A 15,682-nucleotide genomic window follows, 5' to 3' on the forward strand; every position below is an offset into this window, starting at 1 on the left:
TCAGGCCCGGCCGCGTTCTTCCAGCTGTCGCTGCTGCTCTTCGAGCCTGGCCGCGGCCTGTTTCTGGCCCTCTTCGATCTCGGCCATCGCCTCGGGGATCTCGCCCGCGGTGAAGGTCCCGCCGCGACCGGTGGGCAGACCGCCGAAGGCATAGTCCTCGTCGAAGGCGGGCGAGGGCATCGGCACGCGCCGGGCCTCTGCCTTCGCCAGGATCGGCGCCATCCGCTCGGCCTTCGCGGCGACGGCGATCTTGTCGCGTTCGATGAACTCGGGCAGGACCTCCCTGCCCATGATCTCGAGCGATTCCATGGTGGCCTCGTGGCTGCGCGGGTTGAGCAGCAGGATGATCTCGTCGACGCCGCTGGCCTCGTAGCCGCGCAGGAATTCGCGCACGGTGTCGGGGGAACCGATCGCGCCGCGGCCGGGGCCGTAGGCGACGGACGGGTCGTCTTTCACCGCGTCGAGGTAGGACTGCCACACCTCGGTCCGGCCGGGGGTGTGCATGCCGGTCATGTAATAGTGCATGATCCCATAGGAGAAGAACCCGCCGCCGACGCCGAGGCGCTCGACGGCCTCCTCGTCGGTGGGGGCGACCATCATCGACAGGTCACCGCCGATGGCGAGGATGTTCGGGTTCATCTGCGGCACCATCGGCGCCGCGTGGTCCTCGAACTCCTGGTAGTAGCCGCGCACCCGCTCACCGAGCGCTTCGGGTCCGGTGTAGGCGAAACTCAGTGCGCCGATACCCATCCGGGCCGCCATCTGTACCGAGGAGGGCCGGGTGCAGGCCACCCACAGCGGCGGGTGCGGGGTCTGGCGCGGCTTGGGGATGACATTGCGGGCCGGCATCTCGAGGTGGTTGCCCTTGAAACCGGTGAACGGCGCCTCGGTCATGCAGCGCACCGTGACCTGCAACGCCTCTTCCCACTGGGTGCGCTTGTCGGCCGGGTCGATGGCGAACCCGCCGAGCTCACCGACCGAGGACGATTCGCCGGTGCCGAATTCGACCCGGCCGTTGGACAGATGGTCGAGGGTGGCGACGCGTTCGGCGGCGCGGGCGGGGTGGTTGATCGCCGGCGGGAGGTGCATGATGCCGAAGCCGAGGCGGATGTTCTCGGTGCGCTGGCTCGCGGCGGCCAGGAACATCTCCGGTGCGGTGGAGTGACAGTACTCCTCGAGGAAGTGGTGCTCGGTGAGCCAGACCGTGGAGAAGCCTGCCTTGTCGGCGAGTTCGACTTCGTCCAGACCGTCCTGGAACATCTGGTATTCGTCGTCGTCGGTCCACGGCCGCGGCAGCGCGAATTCGTAGAAGAGGGAAATTTTCATCGGGTACCTCCAGAGGTGTCGGCGGGTGCCGGGTGCTGCGTCATGTGCTCGGCGGCGATGTAGCCGAAGGTCATGGCCGGGCCGATGGTCGCGCCCGCGCCCGCGTAGCTACGGCCCATGACCGCGGCCGCGGTGTTGCCGACCGCGTACAGGCCCGCGATCGCGGTGCCGTCGGCGCGCAGGACCCTGGCGTGCTCGTCGGTGCGCAAGCCGCCCGAGGTGCCGAGGTCGCCGAGGATGACGCGGAAGGCGTAGTAGGGCGGCTTACCGATCGGGTGCAGATTCGGGTTCAGCAGGGTGGGATCGCCGTAGTAGTTGTCGTAGACGCTGTCGCCGCGGCCGAAGTCGTCGTCGTGGCCCGCTTCGGCCAGCTTGTTGAAGCGCTTCGCCGTGTACTGCAACGCTTCTGCCGAGACATCGATCTGCGCGGCGAGCGCGGCCCAGCTGTCGGCGGTTTTGACGACGCCCGATGCCAGCCAGGCGGCGGGAATCGTGTAGCCGGTCGGTACCGGTGCCAGGGGGATCTTCGGGAGCGGCAGGTGACCGCCGATGACATAGCGCTTCCAGGAGCGGTGGTCGGTGATCAGCCAGCACGGGATGTGGGTGATCCCGGATTTCTGGCCGTCGATCATGGCGTGGCCGAAGTCCATGTAGGGCGCGGCCTCGTTGATGAAACGCTCGCCCGCGCCGTTGACCATGAACTGGGCGGGCATCATCCGTTCGTTGAGCATGAACTGCAGCCGGCCGTCGGGCCATTGGATCGCCGGGAACCACCAGGCCTCGTCCATCAGCGCGGTGTCACCGCCCGCCTCGCGACCGAGGCGGATGCCGTCGCCGAGGGCGAGCTTGTTGCCGAAGCTCCAGTCCTGTTCCACGACAGGCTGTTCGGTGGTACGCCAGGCCGTGTCGTGGTCGAAGCCGCCGGTCGCCAGGATCACCCCGCGCCGGGCCCGTATCCGCACCGGGGTGCCGTCGCGTTCCACGGTCGCGCCGACGACCCGGCCGTCCTCGATGTGCAGGGCGGTGATCGGGGCTTTCAGCCACAGCGGGACACCGTGTTCGCGCAGTGCCAGGCGCAGCCGTGCCACCAGGGACTGGCCGATGGTGACGATGCGGTCGCCGAACACGTGCGCGCGCACCATCCGCCAGATCAGTTTCAGCAGGATCGCTTTGCCACGCCAGTTCTGCCGGACCTGATAGAACAGCCGCAAGTCTTTGGGCCCCAGCCAGATACCTTTGGGGGCCAAGGCGAGTGGCGCGAGTAGTGTGCTCTCGTCCTCGCCGAGTTCGCGCAGGTCGATGGGCGGAACGTTGATGGTGCTGCCCTGGACGGAGCCGCCGGGCAGTTCCGGGTAGTAGTCGGCGTAGCCTGGCTTCCAGACGAATTCCAGCCAGCGGCTGCGGATTTCGAGGAACTCCATCATCTCGGGGGCCTTGGTGACGTAGCCGCGCAGGCGCGCGGTATCGACCAGGCCCTCGGTGATCGTCTCCAGGTAGGCCACGACATCGTCGGGGTCGAGGGCGAAGCCGGCACGCCGCTGGGCGGGGGCGTTGGGCACCCAGATACCGCCGCCGGACAGCGCGGTCGAGCCGCCGTAGAAGGCGCCCTTCTCGACGATCAGCACCGACAGTCCCTCGGCCTCGGCTTTCAGCGCGGCGGTGAGCCCGCCGCCGCCGGAGCCGGCGATCAGGACGTCGACCTCTTCGTCGAATGTGTTGGTGGACTGTGGGTCCGGTGCGGAGTCGGCGGTCACGCGCGGCCCTCCTTCGTCGTGGGGTCCGGGTCCGCGGGCACGGCGGCACGCACCGCGAAACCGGCGATGAGCGCGGGAGCGGCCCGGTAATAGCGCACCGGTGTCCGGTACGGGCCCTGCTGGGCCAGCGCCGCGAACGCCGCGACCCAGGTGCGGATCTCGTGGGCGGAATTGCCCGCGACGGCGGTGATGGCCGCGTTGTCCCAGCTCGCGAACTCGGCGAGCCTGCCTTCGTCGAGCAGGGTCAGGAATTCGTTGTCCCACTGTGGGTTCAGTGGTTGCAGGGTGCCCTCGCCCGCCGCGAACTCGCGGGCCGCGGCGACCACCGCGGCGCTGCGTGCGGCGCGCTGCTCGGCCGACATCGGCCCACCGTGCACGATCCGGTCGCGGACCGCGCCGGTCGCCGTGGCCAGGCGCGGCACCGGCGGATCGTGGGACAGGCCACCGGATCCGAGGACCAGGACCCGCGCGTCGAGCGTCGACAGGAACGCGCCCACCGCGGCCCCCAGCGCCCGCGCCCGGTCCAGTGGCCCGAGCGGAACGGCGACCGCGTTGACGAAGATCGGGATCACCGGGCGGGCGGTGGCCGCGCCGAGCAGCCGCTCCAGGGGTTGCACGGTGCCGTGGTCGACATCCATCGCCGTCGACACCGCCAGGTCGATTCCCGCGGCGAGGACCGCCTCGGCGAGCTCGGTCGCCAGTGCGGCCGGAACGTCGAGCGGTCCGGCGTGGGTGCCGTAGTCGCCGACACCGGAAGCGGCTGTGCCGAGACAGAATTGGGGCATCGTCCGGTAGAAGAAGCCGTTGTAATGGTCGGGCGAGAAGGTCACCACCAGCTCGGGGTCGAACTCGCGCACGAAGCGGGCGGCGTCGTCCAGGGCGGCCCCGATCTCGGTGCGCAGTTCCGGTGACGGCCCTGGCAGATCAAGAAGAGGGCTGTGCGAGACGCAGCACACGGCGAGCGGCATCGGGACCTCCTCGAGTCGAGGCGAAGGTGTCGAGCAGCTCGGTGCCGAGTTCGGGCGCGAACTGCGCGATGGAGGACCCGGCGACGACCCGGTCCGGGCGCAGGAAGATCACCGAGTCGGCCTGGCCGTCGAACCAGCGTTTGAGCGCGCCGGTGCGGTCACCGACGACGGTCACGTCGTCGTGATCCTGTCCTGCCCAGGACAATTGGGTAGCGGGCCGGGCCGCGACGAACCGGGCACCGAATTCCCGCCAGCGCGCGAACACCTCGTCGCCGAGCACCGCGCGCGGGTTGTTGTTCCAGCACAGCACCGCGAACCACGGGCCGAGCACCTCGTCGAGCAGCACCTCCGGCTGGGTCCTGGTGCGCACCACCGGCTGCACGAACAGAGTCCCGACCGGTGACGGCTCCGACCGCGACCAGCGGTGCACCACCGCACCCCGCTCGTAGCGCGGCATCGGCTTGAACTTCATGCCGAGCACATAGCTGCGCACCGGCGGGATCGCCGCCGCGGCCCGCACGAGGACGTCCCGGATCGCGGCGACGCGACGGTCGGTCGGCGAGATGACCCGCCCCACCAAGGTGGACAGGTCGATCATGGCGCGGGCGTGGGTGCGGCGTTCGGTGTCGTAGGAGCCGAGCAGGGCTGCGTCGGCCCGGCCGGTCACCACGGCCGCCAGCTTCCAGCCCAGATTCGCCGCGTCGCGGATACCGCTGTTGTAGCCCTGCCCCTGCCAGACCGGCATCAGATGCGCGGCGTCCCCGGCCAGCAGCATCCGGCCGACGCGGAAGGTGCCCGCGATACGTGAGTGGTGGGTGTAGACGCGCCTGCGGATGATGTCGAGGCGCTCGGGATAGGGCACCAGCGGTGCTGTCATCCGGGCCAGGAACGCCGGATCCTCGGCCAGCTCGTCGGGTTCGTCGTCGTGGATCATGAACTCGAAGCGGCGGATTCCGTGTGCGATGGACACCGACACGTTCGGCCGGGCGGGGTCGGCGGCGACCTCGATATTGGGATGGCCGAGCGGGTCGGCGGCGATGTCGACCACCAGCCACCGGGTCGGTGAGGTGGTGCCGTCGAAGCTCACGCCCATCGCCTTGCGGGTGACGCTGCGCCCGCCGTCGCACCCGACGGCATACCCGGCCTGGACGACATCGGGTCCGGTCTCGGTGACGATCCCGACGTCGACGTGTGTGCCCTTGTCGGCACAGGACCCGACCGCCGCCGACCATCGCACCTCGACGCACGGGTACCGGTCGAGCCCGGCCAGCAGCTCCGCGTCGACGAGCGGCTGAACGAAACCGTTGCGCTTGGGCCAGCCGAACGAGGTGTCCGTCGGCGCGATCTCGGCGAGCAGGCGGCGCCGGGCATCGACGAAACGCATGATCTGGTTCGGGGTGGTGTGCGGCAGGATCGCCTCGATCAGGCCGATCGACTGGAAGGTGCGCAGCGATTCGTCGTCGAGTCCGACACCGCGCGGGTAGTCGATCAGCGTGGCACGCTCCTCGACCACCAGGGTGCGCACGCCGGCGGCGCCCAGGATGTTGGCCAGCGTCAGGCCGACCGGTCCCGCGCCGACGATGAGGACGTCGGTGTCGGCCATCTCAGGCTCCGAGCAGGAAGTCGAGGTGCAGGGCGTCGAAGGTCGCGGTGTCCTCGTACTGCGGCCAGTGCCCGCAGTTCTGCATCACCACGAACCGCGCGCCGGGGATCATCGACGCCATCCGCCTTCCCTCGGCCACATCGGCGGTCGGGTCGTGGCTGGTCCACACCACCAGGGTGGGCGCGGTGATCTGCCCGTATTCCTTCTCCCCCAGCAGGTTCCGCTCCCGGATCACCGGATCCTGCAACGCCATGATGTCGTGCATCGCGGCCGCGAACCCCGGCTGCCGGTAGACGCGCTGTCTGCTGGCGACCAGATCGGCGTAGTCCTTGGACTTGTCGGCCATCAGCCAGGTGATCCGCGCCTGCACGGTCTCCCACGTGGGTTCGACGGCCGCGGCCATCGACAGGGTGACGATGCGGCGCATCACCTCGGGGTCGGCCTGGGAGCCGCCCGCGGTGTTGAGCACCAGGCGGTCGACCCGGTCGGGGTGGTCGATGGCGGCGCGCGCGGCGACCCAGCCGCCCAGCGATTCCCCGCTCAGCGAGGCCTGCCGCACCCCGATGGTGTCGAGGAAGGCCATGAGGTGGTCGACGTAGTGCGCGATCTCGAGCGCGTGACCGGGTTTGCCGGTGTAACCGTGGCCGAGCATGTCGATCGACCAGGTGGAGAAGTGCGCGGCATGGGCGGCCAGATTGCGGACATAGGCTTCCGCGTGCCCGCCGGACCCGTGCAGCAGCACCAAGGTGGGCAGGTCGTCGGCGCCCGCGTGCAGGTAGCGGGTGCGAACCCCGCCGACGTCGAGGTACCCCTGGGTGAACGGCACGCCCTGCAGGTCGCTCCACACGCTCTCGTGCTCGGACAACTTCGTCACTCCCTCTGCCCGTTGACTGTTCACTGCGCTCACGACTCCACCGGCTTGCCGGTCGCCGCGGCGTGCCCGGCGCGGTGGCCCCACACCATGGCGGGGCCGATGGTGCCGCCCGCGCCGCCGTAGGCCCGGCCGGTGACCCCGGCCATGGCATTGCCCGCGGCGAACAGACCGGCGATGACCGAACCGTCGACGTGCAGCACCCGGCCGTCTCGGTCGGTGCGCGGTCCACCCTTGGTGCCCATCGCGCCGACCGTCACCGGGACGGCGTAGTACGGCCCGGTGTCGATCGGACCCAGCGTGCGGCCCACCGTGGTCGCGGCGTCCTGGTCGCCCCACCAGCCGTCGTAGGCGCTCGCACCGCGACCGAAGGCCGGATCGTGGCCCGCCGCGACATCGCGGTTCCAGCCGGTCACGGTCACGGCCAGGCCGTCGGCGTCGACCCCGATGCGCCCGGCCAGGGTGGGCAGGTCCGCGGATTCGTTGAACCAGGCGGGCACCGGCTCGCCCGGTGCGATACCGAGGAAGCCGTAGCGGCGCAGGTGTTCGGCGTCGAAGACGATCCAGCCGGGATCGTTGACGTAGCCGTCGCGCGGGTCCAGGTAGTGGAAGGCACCGGCCATCGAGTTGTACTCCGAGGCCTCGTTGACGAATCGGCGGCCGTGCCGGTTGACCATGATGCTGCGCGGCCGCGTGCGTTCGAGCCGGACGCTGCGGCTGCGCGGGTGACCCTCGATGGTGTCGCCGGGGATCTGCACCACCGGCACCCACCAGGCCTCGCTCATGGTGCCGAGGTCGGCACCGTGCGCCATGGCCATCCGCAGACCGTCGCCGGTGTTGTTGGGCGGTGAGACCGGTCCACGCATGGGTCCGCGCAGGTAGGCCTGGGTGAGTACCGGGTCCCACTCGAAGCCGCCGGTCGCCAGGATCACGCCCTGTCGGGCGCGCACCGTGGAATCCCCTGCCGCCGTGGCTATCCGGACCCCGGCGATGGCGCCGTCGCCGGCGATCAGTTCGACCGCGCGGGCCCCGGTGCGCGGCACCACGCCCGCGGCGAGAACACCCGCGAGCAGGCCCGCCACCAGGGCGGTGCCCGCCACGCACAGGTCGGTGGTGCTGTCCTCGCCCACCGAGGCGTGCAGCCGGGCCCTGGTCTCGGCGTCGAAGCCGACATTGCTCCAGTCTGCCGGGAAGGTGGTGAGGCGATCGCGCCACGGGCCGAGCTCGGCCAGATCGAAGGCGACCGGGCTCAGCGACCGGCCACCGCCCGGCTTACCGCCGGGCAGTTCGGGCTTGTAGTCGGGGAATCCGTCGGCGATCTCGAAGCGCACACAGCTGTGTTCCTCGACGAAAGCAATGGTGGCCGCGCCGGTTTCGACGAAGGTCCGCACCAGGTCCTCGTCCATGGAGCCGAAGGACTGCGCGCGCAGATAGGCCATCGCATCCGCGACGGTCAGCGGTTCGCCCTCGGCCCGGTCGTGCGCGGGGATCCAGGCGATACCGCCGGAGACCGCGCTCGTCCCGCCGACGGTCGGCGCCTTCTCGAACACCGCCACCGACGCGCCCGCGGTCGCCGCGCTCAGTGCCGCGGTGAGGCCGGCCGCGCCGCTGCCGAGAACGACGACATCGACCTCGGTGTCCCACGCGACGGTCGACGGATCCTGCTGCGAAGTCACTGTCCCGCTCTCCTTTTCGGCCGCCGTCACCCGGCCGGGCGCGTCAGCACCTGGCGAGATTCAAGTTATCGTGTGAAGAGAATGTTATTCTCCGAAGGCAGGCACCGCAATCTTTTCGCGGATCTGGTGCGTGAGCAGCCCTCCCGGAGCAGCGGATCCCGAATTCGCCGACCGCCGGCGATGCAGGCCGAAGCAGCAATCGCGAGCTATTGCTTGCGGCGAAACGTCGGTTAAGAGTACGGTTCTCCTATCCGGCAAGTGATGTTCTTGCACGGACTTCCCTGTCGTGCCGCTCCGATCGCGCGACAGCTGCGCTGGAACAGGAGAGCATCCGTGAGCATCGACGATGCCGCCGACCGGGACCGCAAGGCGAACCGATACCACTTCGACCGGCACACCCCGGAATACCGGCACCGCTTCACCGAGATCACCCACGACCTGCACGCCAAGTGCCCGGTCGCCTGGACCGATACCTACGACGGCCACTGGGTGGCGGCGGGGGCCAACGCGGTCTTCGAACTCGCCCGCTGCCCGCACGTGTCCAACGACCACGACCTCAACGGCGAACGCAACGGCTACAAGGGCATCTCGATTCCCACCGCCCAGCGCGCGCAACTCGTGCGCGGCGGGATTCTGGAGATGGACGATCCCGAGCACCGGCTCTACCGGCAGGTACTCAACCCCTACCTGTCCCCGGCCGCGGTGCGCCGCTGGGAACCGGTGATCGACGAGATCGTGCGGGCCGCCCTCGATGAGAAGATCGAGTCGGGCCGTATCGATTTCGTCGACGACCTCGCCAATGTCGTGCCCGCGGTGCTCACGCTCGCCATGCTCGGCATCCCGCTGACGAAGTGGTCGCTCTACAGCGAACCGGTGCACGCCGCGGTGTACACCCCGGAGGACTCCCCCGACGCCGCGCGCGTGGCCGAACTGCACCGCGCGATGGGCATCGACCTGCTGACGAGTCTGGCCGAGGTCAAACAACATCCGCGCCCCGGCCTGCTCGAGGCGCTCACCGAACTGCGCATCGACGGCGAACCCGCGCCCGATCTCGAACTGCTCGGCATGCTCGGCCTGATCATCGGCGGCGGTTTCGACACCACCACCGCGCTCACCGCGCACGCGCTCGAGTGGCTGTCGGCCAATCCCGGCGAACGCGCCCGGCTCAGCCGGGACCGCGAGACCCTGCTCGCGCCCGCGACCGAGGAATTCCTGCGCTACTTCACCCCGGCCCCCGGCGACGGGCGCACCATCTCGGCCGACGTCGAGGTCGAGGGCACCGAATTCAAAGAGGGCGAACGGCTCTGGCTGTCCTGGGCGATGGCCAACCGCGATGCCGAGGTGTTCCCCGATCCGGACGACATCGTGCTGGACCGACGCGGCAACCGGCACTTCAGCTTCGGGCTCGGCGTGCACCGCTGCATCGGGTCCAATGTGGCGCGCACGGTGTTCAAGTCGATGCTCACCGCCGTGCTCGACCGGATGCCCGACTTCGCCTGTGATCCGGCGGGCACCGTGCACTACGACACGATCGGCGTCATCCAGGGCATGCGCAATCTGCCCGCCACCTTCACCCCCGGCCCGCGCCTGGGTGCCGGTCTGGACGAGACCCTGGCCAGACTCCAGATCATCTGCGACGAGCAGCAGCTCGCGGCATCGGTGACGGTGCGGCCCGAGATGGCCCGGATCGACTGATGCGCACCCACGCCGACGGCACCACCACCCCGTCCATCGATGCGAGCGTGCACATCTTCTTCGCCTCGAACCGGGATCTGCGCGATCATCTGCGTGAGCCGTTCAAGAGCCGGGGCGTGCCCGATGTGGATCTGGACTGGTACGGGGCGCCGGGCGGCGAATACCTCACCGGCGCACAGGGTCCCGGCCGTCGGGCACCGGGCTCGGACCCGGCCGTGGTCGCCGGGCACCTGTTCGCCGACCGCGGCGTGGATGTGGCGGTCCTGCATCCGATGACCAGGGGCATCCTGCCCGACCGGCATCTGACCTCGGCGGTTCTGGCCGCGCACAACGACATGCTGGTCACCCGGTGGCTCGAGCACGAGGAATTCGGGCACCGGTTCCGTGGCACCCTGCGGGTCAACCCCGAGGACATCCCCGGCGCGCTGCGCGAGATCGCCCGCTACGGGCAGCATCGGTCGATCGTGCAGGTCGGGGTGCCGCTGCAGTCGCGCGAGCTCTACGGCAAACCCCAGTTCTGGCCGCTGTGGGAGGCGGCCGCCGCGGCCGGGCTGCCGGTCGCGGTGCATATCGAGACCGGGGAGAGCATCGCCTTCCCGCCGACGCCCTCGGGCCACACCCGGACCTATGAGCAGTATCTGGGGTTCATGTCGCTCAACTACATCTATCACCTGCTGAACATGATCGCCGAGGGCGTCTTCGAACGTTTTCCCGAGCTCCGGTTCGTCTGGGCGGACGGCGGCGCGGATCTGCTGACACCGTTCAGCTGGCGGATGGACACCTTCGGCAGGCCGCATCTCGAGCAGACCCCGTGGGCACCGCGGATGTCGAGCGAGTATCTGCCCGACCACGTGTTCTTCGTCCAAGACCGCCACGACGGCCCGCCTGAAGACGCCGAATTCGCCGCCGAGTGGCTGGGTTTCACCGGCAAGGACGACATGGTGATGTTCGGCTCGAGCTATCCGCACTGGCAGGCCACCGAGGTGGACGCCTTGTCGCCGGGTCTGACGGCCGAGCAGCGCGACAAGCTCTGCTGGCGTAACGCATCCCGGCTCTACGGCATCGAGGTCCCCACCGCCGCCGCGGTGCCCAGCTAGTTCCAGGAAGGACGCGTATGCCGCCGATCCAGCACGAGCAGCGTGCCGCCGCACCCGAGCAGGTCGCCGTCCGAGTCGTCGACTCCGATGTGCATCCGGTGCCCCGCCGCGGCGAACTCGTCGAGTACATCCCCGAACCGCACCGCAGCGACTATTTCCTCAGTCACCGGGTGGGTGACACGATCATCTACGACGCGCCCGACTACGCGCATTCCTACGCGATGCGCGTCGACGCGTTCCCCGCCGACGGCCAATTCCCGGGCAGCGACCCCGAACTGGCCTACCGGCAGCTGATCGTGGAGGCCGGCTCCGATATCGCCATCCTGGAACCGACCGTGCGGGCGACCCGATTGCCGCAGGCGACCCAGGCCATGGCCATCGGCATCAATCACTGGCAGGCCAACCACTGGCTCGACCCGGTCAACAACTGGCATCAGCGGTGGCGCGGGTCGATCTGTGTCGCAGTGGACGATCCGGTCGGCGCGGTCGCCGAGATCGAACAGTGGGCCGGGCATCCGTACATGGCGCAGATCCTGCTCAAGGCCGAACCGCGGCCGTCCTGGGGCGATCCGAAGTACGACCCGATCTGGGCGGCGGCGACGCGCCACGATCTGGTAGTGAGCTGTCATCTCGGGCGCGGCGCGTTCGAGACGATGCCCATGTCGCCGGTCGGATTCCCCAGCTACAACCACGATTTCATGGTCAGCTACTCGCTGCTGGCGGCCAATCAGATCATGAGCCTGATCTTCGACGGCACCTTCGACCGTTTCCCCGCGCTGCGGTTCGTGTTCGTCGAGCACGCCTTCACCTGGATTCTGCCGCTGATGTGGCGGATGGACGCGATCTACGCCTCGCGCAAGCAGTGGATGACGATCGGGCGCAAGCCCTCGGAGTACGTGAAGGACCACATCCGCTTCACCACCCAGCCGCTGGACTATCCCGAGGACAAGACCGAGCTGACCAGGGCGCTGGAATGGATGGACGCGGGCCGGATCCTGCTGTTCTCCTCGGACTATCCGCACTGGACCTTCGACGATCCGCGCTGGCTGGTCAAACATCTGCCCGCGGCCGCCCGGGACCGGGTGATGTTCCGCAACGGCATCGAGACCTATCACCTGCCGGAATTCGTTCCGGCGCTGCCCGATTCGCCACGGAGGCGCTGAGATGAGCGAGGACAGCGCGAGTCCCGGCGAGCAGCCACGCCTGGCACAGGGCCGCGAGCACGTGGTCGCCACCGTCGAGGAGATCCCCCCGGGGTCGTCGAAGGTGGTGCCGATCGGCCGGTTCGGGGTCGGGGTCTACAACGTCGGCGGCACCTTCTACGCCATCGCCAACTACTGCCCGCACGAGGGCGGTCCGCTGTGCTCCGGGCGCACGCGCGGGCGGACCGTGGTGGACGAGAGCGTCCCCGGCGACGCGGTGATGGTGCGCGACAACGAGTTCCTCTACTGCCCGTGGCATCAGTGGGGCTTCGAGCTGGCCACCGGGACCACGGTGGTCAAGCCCGAGTGGAGCATCCGGACCTACCCGGTGCGCGTGGTCGACGGCGCTGTCGTCGTCCAGGCCTGAGAGGACCAGCTATGCCCGCTGTGACGGTGAACGGCGGCCGCGTCGTCTACGACATCCTCGGTACGACGGGCCCACTCGTGGTGCTGACGCCCGGCGGCCGGTTCGGGATAAACGTTCCGGGGCTGCGGCCACTGGCCGAAGCCCTGGTCGAGCACGGGCACACCGTGCTGCTGTGGGACCGGCCCAACTGCGGCGCCTCCGACGTCCAGTTCTACGACGTGAGCGAATCCCATATGCGAGCGCAGACGCTCGCGGGTCTGCTCACCGAGCTGGATCTCGGTCCGTGTGTGCTGGCGGGCGGGTCCGGCGGTGCCCGGGATTCGCTGCTGACCGCGATCGAGTATCCGGAGCTGGTCACCCGGCTCGTGCTGTGGAACATCGTCGGCGGGACCTACGGACTGTTCAATCTCGGTGCGCACTACATTCTGCCGAGCCTGCAGGTGGTCCGTGGCGCCGGGATTCCCGGGCTGCTGAAACTGCGGGAATGGCGCGAACGCATCGCCGAGAACCCCGGCAACGAGCAGCGGCTACTTGCCCTCGACCGCGACGAATTCGTCAAGCTGTCGCTGCGCTGGCTCAACGCCTACGTGCAGAAGCCTGGGCAGACCGTGCCGGGTGTCGACGACGAGCTGTTCGACCGGATCCAGGTGCCCACCTTGATCATTCGCGGCGGCGCCAAGGATCTGGATCATCCCCGACGCACCTCGCTCGAGATCTCCTGCCTGATCGAGGGCTCGGAGCTGATCGATCCGCCGTGGCCGGAGGACGCCTGGGAGCGGGCCATGGAGGATCGAGCCACCGGTCGGGTCGACCGGTTCAATATGTTCGACACGTGGGTGCTGGCCGCACCGGCGATCGCCGAGTTCCTGGCGCGCCCATGAGGCAGTCCACCGCCGGCTCACCGGAGCAGCAGTCGCACTTCGGCATTCAGTGCCGCCTCGAGCGCGGTCAGTACCCGGCTCTCGGGGATCCGCACCAGGTCGGCCGCGCGCAGCGTCACGGTGACGATGTCGAATCCGGCGGCGTCGAGCACCCGGCCGACGTCGCCGGTGAGGCCGAAACCGGCCAGCACGCCGTGCACGTCGTCGTCGGTGCCACGGCTCAGGAAGGTCACCGTCCCGGGCACCGGTTCGGTTCCGAACGCCCGGGCGCAGGCGTCCACCAGGTCTCGCACGGCAGCGGCGGAGTCGTCGGTGGCGATCTGGAATCGCAGTTCCGGTCCGAGGTTCTCGCTCGGACTCGTCGGGGCCCGCAGCGCACGCAGCCCGGCTGCCCACCGTGCCGGGCTCAATGTCCGTTCGGGGTCGACATCGATGCGTACAACCGCGGTCCTCATGTCGCCGAGCCTAATCGAGCGAGCCGCGTCAATCTTCGACTTTGAATCACGAAAGAGGTTGTGATGCAGGCTATTTCGGAACACAACCCCGGGGGTTTCGTCGTGTCTGCCGCCGGGTGCGTCCCACGGCTGCTGCGTACCGCGCCGGGAGTCGAGAGTCTCGATGCCTACCGTGCCGACGGCGGCTACCGGCCGGTCGGCTCGACCGACGAGTTGCTCGCCGAGATCCGGACCAGCGGGTTGCTCGGGCGTGGCGGGGCGGCGTTCCCCCTGGCGACGAAGCTGACGAGCGTGCGGGCCGCGGGCCGGCGGCGCGGTGGAGCCGTGGTGGTCGCCAACGGCGAGGAGGGTGAACCGGCGGCGATCAAGGACAAGTGGCTGCTGCGGCATCGGCCGCACCTCGTGCTCGACGGGTTGCGGCTGGCCGCGCGCCTCACCGGTGCCCGGCGCTCGGTCATCTATCTGTCCGATCCCGTTGCCGCACATCGAGTTCACGAGGCCGTCATCGAGCTCGGTGCCGCGGGGATCGCGGACGTCGAGATCGTCGACGTGCCGCCCGGCTATGTGGCCGGGGAGGAGACGGCCGCCGTCCGGGCGATCGACGGCGGTCCGGCCCATCCAACCGACAAGCCACCGCGGCCGTTCCAGCGCGGTGTCGGCGGGTTGCCCACCCTGGTCAGCAATGTCGAGACCCTGGCCCACCTCCCGTTCGTGCACCACGAGGGCGGCGCGGCCTTTCGCAGCGTCGGCACCGAACAGTCACCCGGAACCTTCCTCGCCACGGTCACCGGCGGCGCCGGTGCGCCGGGACTCTACGAACTCCCGCACGGCTTCGAAGTCGCCGCACTGCTGGATGTGCACGGCATCGACCCCGGCGTGGTGCGCGGTGCGCTGATGGGTGGATACTTCACCGGCATGCTCGACCGGGCGGTGCTCACCACGACCCTCGACCACGAATCCCTGCGAGCACTCGGCAGCGGATTAGGTTGCGGCGCAGTATCTTTCGTCACCGCAGAGTGCCCGGTGGCCGTCGCCGCCGCGGTGCTGGCCTACTTCGACCGGGAGAACGCCGGGCAGTGCGGTTCCTGCTTCCACGGCACCGCCGCGATGGCCGCCGCGGCCACCGGACTCTACGAACACCGCGCCACCGCCGAGGATCTCACCCGGCTACGACGCTGGTCGACGACCCTGCGTGGGCGCGGCGCCTGCGGCACCCTCGACGCCGCGGCGAACACGGCGGCGAGCCTGCTGGATCGGTTCCCCGGCGATGTCGAGACCCATCTGCACCGCCACTGCGCCACTTGCGCGGGCACACCCCCACTGCCGCTACGCCCGTTCGCCGTCGAAACGGCGGTGCCCGCATGAGAATCCGCCTCGATCGCACAGTCTGCGACGGTTTCGGGGTTTGCGCCCGCCACGCGCCCACGCACTTCCCACTCGACGACTGGGGTTACGCCGTTCTCGACGGTGACGGCGACATCGCCCCCGCCGATCAGCCCGCCGTCACCCGTGCACTGCTGGACTGCCCGGTGCACGCGATCACCGAGCGCCCTGATTCCGACCATGACGAGGAGCAACCATGAGAGTCGCAGTGGACCCACAGATCTGCGAGGCCAACGGTGTCTGTATGGGCATCGCGCCGACAATCTTCGCCCTGGACGAGGACGACATCCTGCACATCGACGACCCCGTGCTGCGCGCCGAGACCGCGACGCTGATCAATGACGCAGTCGCGCAGTGCCCGCGCGCCGCCCTCTCGGTCGTGGAGTAGACCCGCCGAGGAAGGA

15 protein-coding genes are annotated in these 15,682 nt (G+C 69.4%); 8 read left to right on the plus strand and 7 right to left on the minus strand.

All coding sequences use genetic code 11. From position 1 onward, the window contains the following. Genes ACFWPX_RS30410 through ACFWPX_RS30435 form a run of 6 tightly spaced genes read right to left on the minus strand, consistent with a single transcriptional unit; the run spans position 1 to position 8,198 of the window. Positions 1-1,326, minus strand: coding sequence for an LLM class flavin-dependent oxidoreductase (locus tag ACFWPX_RS30410; RefSeq protein ID WP_378931244.1), 1,326 nt, complete (start codon positions 1,324-1,326; stop codon positions 1-3). Beyond that, entirely contained in the window at positions 1,323-3,080 is a 1,758-nt protein-coding gene (locus ACFWPX_RS30415) for an FAD-binding protein (protein WP_378931246.1), read from the minus strand. The genes ACFWPX_RS30410 and ACFWPX_RS30415 overlap by 4 nt, the downstream gene beginning before the upstream one ends. Beyond that, positions 3,077-4,048 carry a 3-carboxyethylcatechol 2,3-dioxygenase gene (locus tag ACFWPX_RS30420; protein WP_378931247.1) on the minus strand — a complete coding sequence of 324 codons (972 nt, stop codon included), beginning with the start codon at positions 4,046-4,048 and terminating at the stop codon, positions 3,077-3,079. Before ACFWPX_RS30420 ends, ACFWPX_RS30415 begins: the two co-directional genes overlap by 4 nt. Continuing rightward, positions 4,005-5,651, minus strand: a complete 1,647-nt coding sequence (locus ACFWPX_RS30425; RefSeq protein WP_378931249.1) for a bifunctional 3-(3-hydroxy-phenyl)propionate/3-hydroxycinnamic acid hydroxylase — start codon at positions 5,649-5,651, stop codon at positions 4,005-4,007. The genes ACFWPX_RS30420 and ACFWPX_RS30425 overlap by 44 nt, the downstream gene beginning before the upstream one ends. A 1-nt stretch (position 5,652) precedes the next feature. Then, a complete protein-coding gene (locus tag ACFWPX_RS30430) occupies positions 5,653-6,516 on the minus strand; it encodes an alpha/beta fold hydrolase (protein WP_378931251.1) in 864 nt (287 codons plus the stop codon). Between the two features lie 38 nt (positions 6,517-6,554). Next, complete coding sequence (locus ACFWPX_RS30435) at positions 6,555-8,198, minus strand: FAD-dependent oxidoreductase (protein ID WP_378931253.1); 1,644 nt, start codon at positions 8,196-8,198, stop codon at positions 6,555-6,557. Between the two features lie 333 nt (positions 8,199-8,531). Here ACFWPX_RS30435 and ACFWPX_RS30440 point away from each other — a divergent pair, with 333 nt between their 5' ends. From ACFWPX_RS30440 to ACFWPX_RS30460, 5 genes are read left to right on the plus strand one after another with little or no spacing between them, the layout of a single operon-like run. Beyond that, positions 8,532-9,893 (plus strand): cytochrome P450, encoded by a 1,362-nt coding sequence (locus tag ACFWPX_RS30440; protein ID WP_378931255.1) that lies wholly within the window; start codon positions 8,532-8,534, stop codon positions 9,891-9,893. Next, positions 9,893-10,990 carry an amidohydrolase family protein gene (locus ACFWPX_RS30445; protein WP_378931257.1) on the plus strand — a complete coding sequence of 366 codons (1,098 nt, stop codon included), beginning with the start codon at positions 9,893-9,895 and terminating at the stop codon, positions 10,988-10,990. The genes ACFWPX_RS30440 and ACFWPX_RS30445 overlap by 1 nt, the downstream gene beginning before the upstream one ends. A 17-nt stretch (positions 10,991-11,007) precedes the next feature. Then, a complete protein-coding gene (locus ACFWPX_RS30450) occupies positions 11,008-12,153 on the plus strand; it encodes an amidohydrolase family protein (RefSeq protein ID WP_378931259.1) in 1,146 nt (381 codons plus the stop codon). A gap of 1 nt (position 12,154) precedes the next feature. After that, positions 12,155-12,559, plus strand: coding sequence for a Rieske (2Fe-2S) protein (locus tag ACFWPX_RS30455; protein WP_378931262.1), 405 nt, complete (start codon positions 12,155-12,157; stop codon positions 12,557-12,559). 11 nt (positions 12,560-12,570) lie between these two features. After that, on the plus strand, positions 12,571-13,440 hold the full coding sequence (locus ACFWPX_RS30460) for an alpha/beta fold hydrolase (RefSeq protein WP_378931264.1): 870 nt from the start codon (positions 12,571-12,573) through the stop codon (positions 13,438-13,440). A gap of 17 nt (positions 13,441-13,457) precedes the next feature. Here the strand turns inward: ACFWPX_RS30460 and ACFWPX_RS30465 are convergent, their stop codons facing one another. Further along, positions 13,458-13,895, minus strand: coding sequence for a hypothetical protein (locus ACFWPX_RS30465; protein WP_378931266.1), 438 nt, complete (start codon positions 13,893-13,895; stop codon positions 13,458-13,460). Positions 13,896-13,958: 63 nt separating this feature from the next. On the opposite strand from ACFWPX_RS30465, the gene ACFWPX_RS30470 reads away from it, so the two are divergent. Genes ACFWPX_RS30470 through ACFWPX_RS30480 form a run of 3 tightly spaced genes read left to right on the plus strand, consistent with a single transcriptional unit; the run spans position 13,959 to position 15,666 of the window. Next, positions 13,959-15,260 carry an NADH-ubiquinone oxidoreductase-F iron-sulfur binding region domain-containing protein gene (locus ACFWPX_RS30470; RefSeq protein ID WP_378931268.1) on the plus strand — a complete coding sequence of 434 codons (1,302 nt, stop codon included), beginning with the start codon at positions 13,959-13,961 and terminating at the stop codon, positions 15,258-15,260. Beyond that, entirely contained in the window at positions 15,257-15,478 is a 222-nt protein-coding gene (locus ACFWPX_RS30475) for a ferredoxin (protein WP_378931271.1), read from the plus strand. The genes ACFWPX_RS30470 and ACFWPX_RS30475 overlap by 4 nt, the downstream gene beginning before the upstream one ends. Continuing rightward, positions 15,475-15,666 (plus strand): ferredoxin, encoded by a 192-nt coding sequence (locus ACFWPX_RS30480; protein ID WP_378931273.1) that lies wholly within the window; start codon positions 15,475-15,477, stop codon positions 15,664-15,666. The genes ACFWPX_RS30475 and ACFWPX_RS30480 overlap by 4 nt, the downstream gene beginning before the upstream one ends. Positions 15,667-15,682: the final 16 nt, after the last annotated feature.

Origin of the sequence: Nocardia sp. NPDC058518, from assembly GCF_042719655.1 — a bacterium.
Lineage (GTDB): Bacteria > Actinomycetota > Actinomycetes > Mycobacteriales > Mycobacteriaceae > Nocardia.

Coding starts and splice junctions, on each gene's coding strand:
- ACFWPX_RS30460 (WP_378931264.1), top strand. CDS start 12,571: ATGCCCGCTGTGACGGTGAACGGCGGCCGCGTCGTCTACGACATCCTC.
- ACFWPX_RS30480 (WP_378931273.1), top strand. CDS start 15,475: ATGAGAGTCGCAGTGGACCCACAGATCTGCGAGGCCAACGGTGTCTGT.
- ACFWPX_RS30450 (WP_378931259.1), top strand. CDS start 11,008: ATGCCGCCGATCCAGCACGAGCAGCGTGCCGCCGCACCCGAGCAGGTC.
- ACFWPX_RS30420 (WP_378931247.1), bottom strand. CDS start 4,048: ATGCCGCTCGCCGTGTGCTGCGTCTCGCACAGCCCTCTTCTTGATCTG.
- ACFWPX_RS30465 (WP_378931266.1), bottom strand. CDS start 13,895: ATGAGGACCGCGGTTGTACGCATCGATGTCGACCCCGAACGGACATTG.
- ACFWPX_RS30410 (WP_378931244.1), bottom strand. CDS start 1,326: ATGAAAATTTCCCTCTTCTACGAATTCGCGCTGCCGCGGCCGTGGACC.
- ACFWPX_RS30425 (WP_378931249.1), bottom strand. CDS start 5,651: ATGGCCGACACCGACGTCCTCATCGTCGGCGCGGGACCGGTCGGCCTG.
- ACFWPX_RS30470 (WP_378931268.1), top strand. CDS start 13,959: ATGCAGGCTATTTCGGAACACAACCCCGGGGGTTTCGTCGTGTCTGCC.
- ACFWPX_RS30475 (WP_378931271.1), top strand. CDS start 15,257: ATGAGAATCCGCCTCGATCGCACAGTCTGCGACGGTTTCGGGGTTTGC.
- ACFWPX_RS30455 (WP_378931262.1), top strand. CDS start 12,155: ATGAGCGAGGACAGCGCGAGTCCCGGCGAGCAGCCACGCCTGGCACAG.
- ACFWPX_RS30445 (WP_378931257.1), top strand. CDS start 9,893: ATGCGCACCCACGCCGACGGCACCACCACCCCGTCCATCGATGCGAGC.